The sequence below is a fragment of the Pseudomonas sp. GW822-FHT02G04 genome (assembly GCF_058802085.1).
Genome location: NZ_JBXANU010000044.1, coordinates 24,700 through 32,007 on the forward strand (window position 1 = coordinate 24,700; position 7,308 = coordinate 32,007).

General features: G+C 57.9%; 6 protein-coding genes. 4 read left to right on the forward strand and 2 right to left on the reverse strand.

What is annotated here, in order from left to right; all coding sequences use genetic code 11:
• Window positions 1–14: 14 nt before the first annotated feature.
• On the reverse strand, window positions 15–1,712 hold the full coding sequence (gene ltrA, locus AC1RO5_RS30205; protein WP_493179376.1) for a group II intron reverse transcriptase/maturase: 1,698 nt from the start codon (window positions 1,710–1,712) through the stop codon (window positions 15–17).
• Between the two features lie 1,300 nt (window positions 1,713–3,012).
• On the opposite strand from ltrA, the gene AC1RO5_RS30210 reads away from it, so the two are divergent.
• Together AC1RO5_RS30210 and AC1RO5_RS30215 are read left to right on the forward strand one after the other, a co-directional pair.
• Complete coding sequence (locus AC1RO5_RS30210; RefSeq protein ID WP_493179378.1) at window positions 3,013–5,067, forward strand: S9 family peptidase; 2,055 nt, start codon at window positions 3,013–3,015, stop codon at window positions 5,065–5,067.
• 194 nt (window positions 5,068–5,261) lie between these two features.
• Window positions 5,262–5,729 carry a cyclic nucleotide-binding domain-containing protein gene (locus AC1RO5_RS30215; RefSeq protein ID WP_096479667.1) on the forward strand — a complete coding sequence of 156 codons (468 nt, stop codon included), beginning with the start codon at window positions 5,262–5,264 and terminating at the stop codon, window positions 5,727–5,729.
• Here AC1RO5_RS30215 and AC1RO5_RS30220 read toward each other — a convergent pair.
• Window positions 5,726–6,016 carry a hypothetical protein gene (locus tag AC1RO5_RS30220; protein WP_493179380.1) on the reverse strand — a complete coding sequence of 97 codons (291 nt, stop codon included), beginning with the start codon at window positions 6,014–6,016 and terminating at the stop codon, window positions 5,726–5,728. The genes AC1RO5_RS30215 and AC1RO5_RS30220 overlap by 4 nt on opposite strands.
• A 95-nt stretch (window positions 6,017–6,111) precedes the next feature.
• Here AC1RO5_RS30220 and AC1RO5_RS30225 point away from each other — a divergent pair, with 95 nt between their 5' ends.
• Together AC1RO5_RS30225 and AC1RO5_RS30230 are read left to right on the forward strand one after the other, a co-directional pair.
• Window positions 6,112–6,798: a spermidine synthase gene (locus AC1RO5_RS30225; protein WP_007898703.1), complete on the forward strand. Its 687-nt coding sequence runs from the start codon at window positions 6,112–6,114 to the stop codon at window positions 6,796–6,798.
• A 49-nt stretch (window positions 6,799–6,847) separates the two neighbouring features.
• A complete protein-coding gene (locus tag AC1RO5_RS30230) occupies window positions 6,848–7,219 on the forward strand; it encodes a YajD family HNH nuclease (RefSeq protein ID WP_007898702.1) in 372 nt (123 codons plus the stop codon).
• Window positions 7,220–7,308 lie beyond the last annotated feature (89 nt).

Below are 7,308 nucleotides of genomic sequence, written 5' to 3' on the forward strand. Positions count from 1 at the left end.
TACGGCTCAAGTCTTTAGTAAGCTCCTCGCGGAGCCGGCTTGTTCACTGTCAATCCACGGCTATGAAGCTGTTGGTGACAAACTGGATGCAATAGTACTCGGTTATCCAAGGTGTCTCCACCGCCTTGGGAGCGATGAACGATGTGATGGTCATGCCATCCCGTCTCCTTGTTAATCGGTTCCTTGCACAGCAGACACACTCCTTTTTGGCTCTGGAATAGGCTCAAAATCTGCTTGCGGTACTTCAGCTTGTTCAGCATCCGCGCCATACGCAGCGTCTCACCCATTTCTTCCATTGAAGGATCGAAGGGGTTGTACTCCCCACTCACCTTCTTGTGCCTCTCAATCGGCGTATCCGCTAGCGAATACAACGCGATCGTCCGTTTTGTCCCGCTTTCTTCCAGCACAACGGTGGAGAACACCCAGTTTTTACTTTCGTGACTTAGGAAATACTTCTTCCTGATCCACTCCAGCGATTTGTTAGGGTGCCGCCGTTTTGCCCAACGCCATAAAGCATGGAATATTTGGTTATCCATGCGGCTATACGCCTGCTTGGCGACTACTGGCTGGTGATACAACGCCCAGCCTTTCAAGATCGGATTAAGCAGACCTATCAGATAGTCCTGCGTCACCGTCTTGTTGGTGCTGATGACCTCCTTCACTTTGCAGTAAAACGCCTTGACGTTCTTCTTGCTCGGTTTGATCAGAAGCTTCCCATCGAACTTGCGGAAATTCCAACCAAGGAAGTCGAAGCCTTCTTCTATATGGATGACATGGGTTTTCTCGGGTGACAACTGCAATCCACGCGTCGCGAGGAATTGCTCTACCCAAGGTCTGACTTCAGTTTCCAGCACCTCTCGCGAGGTTCCAGTTATCACAAAGTCATCCGCATAACGCACCACATTGATTTTCAGCTTCTTGGCCTTTGTCACCCCCCAGTACAGCTTGAGTTGTGACTCCAGCCCATCCAGCACCAAATTTGCCAAGGTGGGCGAGATAATCCCGCCCTGTGGCGTACCGGCATCCGTTGCCTGTAGCTGGCCTTTATGAATCACACCAGCTTTCAACCATTTCCGGAGAACCACTTTGTCCGTTGGGACGTTGGCGATTAGCCAGTCATGATTGATATGGTCAAAACAGCCTTTGATGTCCGCTTCCAAAACCCATTGGGCCGAAACCTTCTTGGACAGGCAAACGAACAGCTGCCCCATCGCATCCGCCGTAGAGCGTTCGATCCTGAAGCCGTAGCTATTTGGATCACCCGTGGTTTCTGCAATAGGCGCCAGAGCCAGCAGATACAGCGCCTGCATAGCCCTGTCCGTCATGGTTGGAATGCCCAGAGGACGCTCCTTTCCATTTGACTTCGGAATAAACACACGTCGTAAAGGCCGCGGCTTATATCCATGGCGCTTCAACCCATTTGCTGCCTTCCATTTGGCATCGGGTGTATCCCAGAGCACGCGGTCGACTCCCGCCGTGCGCTTACCCTGGTTTTCAGTGACTCGCCGTACGGCCAAGTATCTGGCCGAGCGAGAGCGGGTCAGCATCCGCTGCAGGGTTTTCATCCTGCGCCAGTTGCCTTCCCGACAAGCCTTCGCAATCCGTATCTGCATCGCCCGGACATTCCGCTGGACACGCCACCAATCGATGTCATGCCAGTGCTGCGGAGCGCCGGAAGGCGCAGACACGGCCATTTGGCTATGTTCTAACATGCTGCCTTCCTCTCAAGTTTCCCCAAGCGAAAGACGTACGCATCCCCTGACGGGAATGGACGCTCCCGTCAGGGCTAGATTAATAAAAGGTCCGTTACAGCTGGGCCTCTACGTTCATTGAGACAGGTTTACTCAGAGTTCATGCGACGAAAGACCACGCAGAAGTCTGCCCGGTTTCCCGTGGGATAATGTCCCAACCCCTATCCGAGCCATTACAGCCCGGCTTTCGCTTTCTCTGCGATCCCATACCCGCACAGCCAACAGCTCACCTTACGGTTCACCTGCCCGAAGGGCAGCCATACGGGCTTACCACGTTCCCTGCCTGTCACACGATTGGTTTAGGGCCTGCCTTTTCACCGATGGTCCTATGACGACGTACCTCAAGCCTCTACAGAGGTATCCGACCACGTGCCTTTTGGCTCAAGCCTGACAGCAGTTTTGGCTTGTTTATAATCACGGCGTTTATCAGCAGTTTACTTACGTTACCCATGCCAACCAGCCTAGCGTCTCAACCCGGCACTGCTCCGAGCATCTATGCTTTGCCTCGCGGCAAAAGCACACCCTGATGGGGACTACATTGTGAGAAGAGCTTCACACCTCACCGTTACCAGTGACGCATGTCTTCCTAGGCTATCGTTGGTCGCACAACGAGTCCGCTGCCACTCCAAACAGGCAATGGCTGAACAATGACAGACAGAGCTTTCGCTCATGTCTCCGGTTTGATGTGAACAGGGACTGCCGAAGCAGCATGCCCAAAGAATTGTTACCTCCTGTTTCAAAAGCAGGAGGGAACCCCAGCGGGGATTCTCTCCCGCATGGGTTTAGCCCTGAATAGGGCTGATGTGTAGTAGGCGCTCCAATACCGGAAAATCCAGTACTGCGGTCGAGCCACCGAGCGCTAATCGACCTTGAGTTTGCCACCGCCGCTGCGGCAAGTCCTTGAAGGCATTGGACTTCTGGGAGGGTTTTGTTTCTTGGGATTGGGTACCCAAGCTCTTGGCTTCCTTTCGGAAGCCCTTCAAGATGACTCTACACCTCGAAGTCTTGGAGACACGCTACGCGTGTCGCACAGAGGCGCTTATAGTAACGACTTTTCGCACATCAGGCTTGTCCCAATGTGGGAGCGGCAGATGTGGCGAGGGGGCTTGTCTGTGGCGAGGGAGCTTGCTCCCGTTGAACTGCGCAGCAGTTCCTTTTTTGGGGCCGCTTCGCAGCCCAACGGGAGCAAGCTCCCTCGCCACACAAGCCCGCTTCCAAAGATTGCGAAGCCCCTATTCCGTACTTTGTTCGAGAGCCATTCATGCCCTTATCCGCCAACGTCACTAGCGCCCCGATTGCCCACAAGGCCGGCGGCGATGACCCGTATGCCTGGCTGCAGGAGCGCGACACCGACGCAGTGCTCGATTACCTGAAAGCTGAAAACCGCTATCAGGAGGCGCAAACCGCCGATCAGGCCGGGCTGCGCGAAACCCTGTTCGAAGAGATCAAGGGGCGGATTCTCGAAACCGATCTGTCGCTGCCCTCGCCCTGGGGCCCGTACCTGTATTACACCCGCACCACGGCCGGCGACGAATATGCCCGCCACTACCGCTGCCCGCGTCCGACCGATGGCAGCCTGCACATCGACGAAAGCCAGGAACTCCTGTTGCTCGATCCGAACGTGCTGGCCAAGGGCAGTTTCTTTTCCCTGGGCGCGTTCAGCGTCAGCCCGGACCACCAGCGCCTGGCCTACAGCATCGATTCCTCGGGCGAGGAGATTTACACGCTGTTCGTGAAGGAATTGTCCGACGGCCGTGTCAGCGAACTGGAGTTCCAGGACTGCGACGGCAGCATGACCTGGGCCAACGACAGCCTGACGCTGTTCTTCGGTGAACTCGACGACACCCATCGCCCGCACAAACTGTTCCGCTATCGACTGGACGGCACCGCCGCCGAAGAAGTGTTCCATGAGCCGGACGGCCGATTCTTCCTGCATTGCTACCGCTCAAGTTCCGAACGGCAATTGCTGCTGTCACTGGGCAGCAAGACCACCAGCGAAGTCTGGGCGCTCGACGCCTCGCTGCCACATCAGGCCTTTACCTGCCTGGCGCCGCGGGTCGAAGAACATGAATACGACGTTGACCACGGCAAGCTCGATGGCGAGTGGACATGGTTGATCCGCACCAACCGCGACGGGATCAACTTCGCCCTGTACCAGGCCGCCGACACCGGCGTCACGCCGACCGAAGCCGACTGGCAGAACCTGATTCCCCATAGCGAAACGGTGATGATCGATGGCATGAGCCTGAACGCCGAGGCCATGACCCTGAGCCTGCGCGAAGGAGGCCTGCCGATCATCGAAGTCTACCCACGGGACTTGGTGCCGTATCGCGTGCAATTACCGGATGCGGCTTACAGCCTGCATGTGCAGAACAGCCTGGAATTTATCAGCGACAGAATCCGTCTGCGCTACGAGGCCTTGAACCGTCCGGCGCAAATCCGCCAACTGATTCTGGCCACCGGCGAGCAGAAAGTGCTCAAGGAAACCCCGGTGCTCGGCCCGTTCGACGCCGATGCGTACGTCAGCCAGCGGCTTTGGGCAACAGCACCGGACGGTACGCAAGTGCCGATCAGTTTTGTGGTCAAGCGCGAATTCCTTGGTAAGCCGACGCCGCTTTATCTGTACGGCTACGGCGCCTACGGCGAAAGCCTCGACCCGTGGTTCTCCCACGCCCGCCTGAGCCTGCTGGATCGCGGCATGGCGTTTGCCATCGCGCATGTGCGCGGTGGCGGTGAATTGGGCGAAGCCTGGTATCGCGCCGGCAAGCAGGAACACAAGCACAACACCTTCAGCGACTTCATCGCCTGCGCCGAACACCTGATCGCCAACGGCTTCACCACCTCATCGCAGCTGGCAATCAGTGGCGGCAGCGCCGGTGGCCTGCTGATCGGCGCGGTGCTCAATCAGCGGCCGGAGCTGTTCGGCGTGGCGATTGCCGAAGTGCCGTTCGTCGACGTGCTCAACACCATGCTCGACCCGGAGTTGCCGCTGACCGTCACCGAATACGACGAATGGGGCAACCCGCAAGAGCCAGACGTCTATGATCGGATCAAGGCCTACGCCCCGTATGAAAACGTCACCGCGCAAGCCTATCCGGCAACGCTGGTGATCGCCGGCTACAACGACAGTCGCGTGCAGTACTGGGAAGCGGCCAAGTGGGTGGCGAAATTGCGCGCGACCAAAACCGACACCACCCCGCTGTTGCTCAAGACTGAATTGGGCGCCGGGCATGGTGGGATGAGCGGTCGTTACCAGGGATTACGTGACGTAGCCCTCGAATACGCATTTGTTTTGAAGGTTTTAGGCATTGCCTGAGGAACTTGGCCCGGCGTCCCGGTCTTAACACCAGTACGCCAGACACCGCCCCTTGTAGGAGCGAGGCTTGCCCGCGAAGAGGCCATAACATTCAACATCAACGTTGGCTGTGAGAATGCCTTCGCGGGCAAGCCTCGCTCCTACAAGGGGTCGGTGTCCGGAACACAACAGACACAAAAAAAGACCGTGACGACATGTCAGAACCGACCTTACTGAACAAAGAAATTCGCGACTGGCTGATGGACTGTGGCCTGTTCGATCAACTGCTGCCGGCGGACTTCGTGGCGGCTTCGGGTTACTTCAGCATCAGCACCATCGCCGAAGGCGAAGAGATTTTCCGTGAGGGCGATGCCGGCAGTTTCATGTGCATCATCCACACCGGCCAGGTCGCGGTGCAGAAGACCAACAGCGAAGGGCAACGGGTGACCATGGCCACCTTGCGCAGCGGGCGGGCGTTCGGCGAAATGGCCGTGCTCGACGGCGAACGGCGATCAGCCAGCTGTGTGGCCGCGAGCAATTGCCAGCTGCTCAACCTGGGCAAGGACTCCCTGGAAAAGATGCTCAACGACGCGCCAAAAATCGCCGCCAAGATCATCCGCGCCCTCGCTGTCTCCCTCTCCAAACGCTTGCGCATGGCCGACGGGCAACTGCTCTCGCATTAACCGCCCGGCGTTTTGATTTTGGTCGTGCTCGGCTCAAGGCCCGGCAAGGTCTGGTCCTTGGGCGGGTTGGGCATTTCGATCGGCGGCAACAACGGTGGCCCGCCACTGCCGGAACCGGCCTTGGGCACGCTGGTCGGGGTGATCTGCGGGTACGGCGTCGGGGTGGCGGTGCCGGGTGAACCGGGTATCGGCGTGGGGCTGGTGGGGATGGTTTGCAGCTGCTGGGCCTGCACTGCAGTTATCGAGAGCGCGGCCAGGGCAATGACCGTTAGAATGGTGCGCTTCATCAATGGCTCCGTTGGCCTTGTGGTCATTTGCAGGCTACTCCCAACTGTGCTCGTTTGCCTTCTTCCGTCTGTCAATTTCTCCCCAAGAGAGCCTCATGAAACGTTTCGTTCTGCTCGACACCACCCCCATTCCTGAAAACGGCGGTGCCCTGTGCCTGTTCGAATACGGCGAGGACTTCGTCATCAAGATTCAGGGCGGCGATGGCGGGCAGTTGATGAACACCCGCATGCACGGCTCCGAAGATGCCCTGGCCGAAATTCCCTGCCGCAAGGTCGCCGGCCGGCCGAATTCGCGGGTATTGATCGGTGGCCTGGGCATGGGCTTCACCCTCGCCTCGGCGCTCAAGCATTTGGGCAAGACGGCTGAAGTGGTGGTCGCCGAACTGGTGCCCGGCGTGGTGGAGTGGAACCGTGGGCCGTTGGGGGAAAAAGCCGGCAACCCGCTGCTCGATCCGCGTACGGTGATCCGCATGGAAGACGTGGCCAAGGTGCTGCAAGCCGAGCCGCAGGGTTTCGACGCAATCATGCTCGACGTCGACAACGGCCCCGAAGGCCTGACCCAGAAAGCCAACAGCTGGCTCTACTCCGCCGGTGGCCTGAGCGCCTGCGCCAAGGCCCTGCGACCAAAAGGCGTGCTGGCGGTGTGGTCGGCCAGCGCTGACCGGCAGTTTTCCGACAAGCTGAAAAAGGCCGGTTTCAAGGCCGAGGAAGTGCAAGTCTTCGCCCACGGCAACAAAGGCACCCGCCACACCATCTGGATTGCCGAGAAGCTCAAGGGCTAGGCTAAACTTCAACACATAACCGTCATTAGTCTTTTACAAAGGTGAACCCATGAGTTCGTCCACCCCAACCAACACGTCGAAGCTGGACCGCATCCTTGCCGATAACCAGCGCGACAAGGAAATGGGTTACCGCGACAAGGCCTTGAAGATGTACCCGCACGTGTGCGGCCGCTGCGCCCGTGAGTTCTCCGGTAAACGCCTGAGCGAACTGACCGTGCACCACCGCGACCATAACCACGACAACAATCCGCAGGACGGTTCGAACTGGGAACTGTTGTGCCTGTATTGCCATGACAACGAGCATTCGCGTTATACCGATCAGCAGTATTTCGACGAAGGCTCGCTGAGTACGCCGAAGATCGCCAAGGCGACGCATAACCCGTTTGCTGCGCTGGCCGGACTAATGAAGAAAGAAGATTAAAAGCAAAAGATGCTGATCGTTCCCACGCTCTGCGTCACTAGTGTCCGGTAAAACCTTTTCAGAGCTGAAGGCTGCCTTGGGCAGCCTTC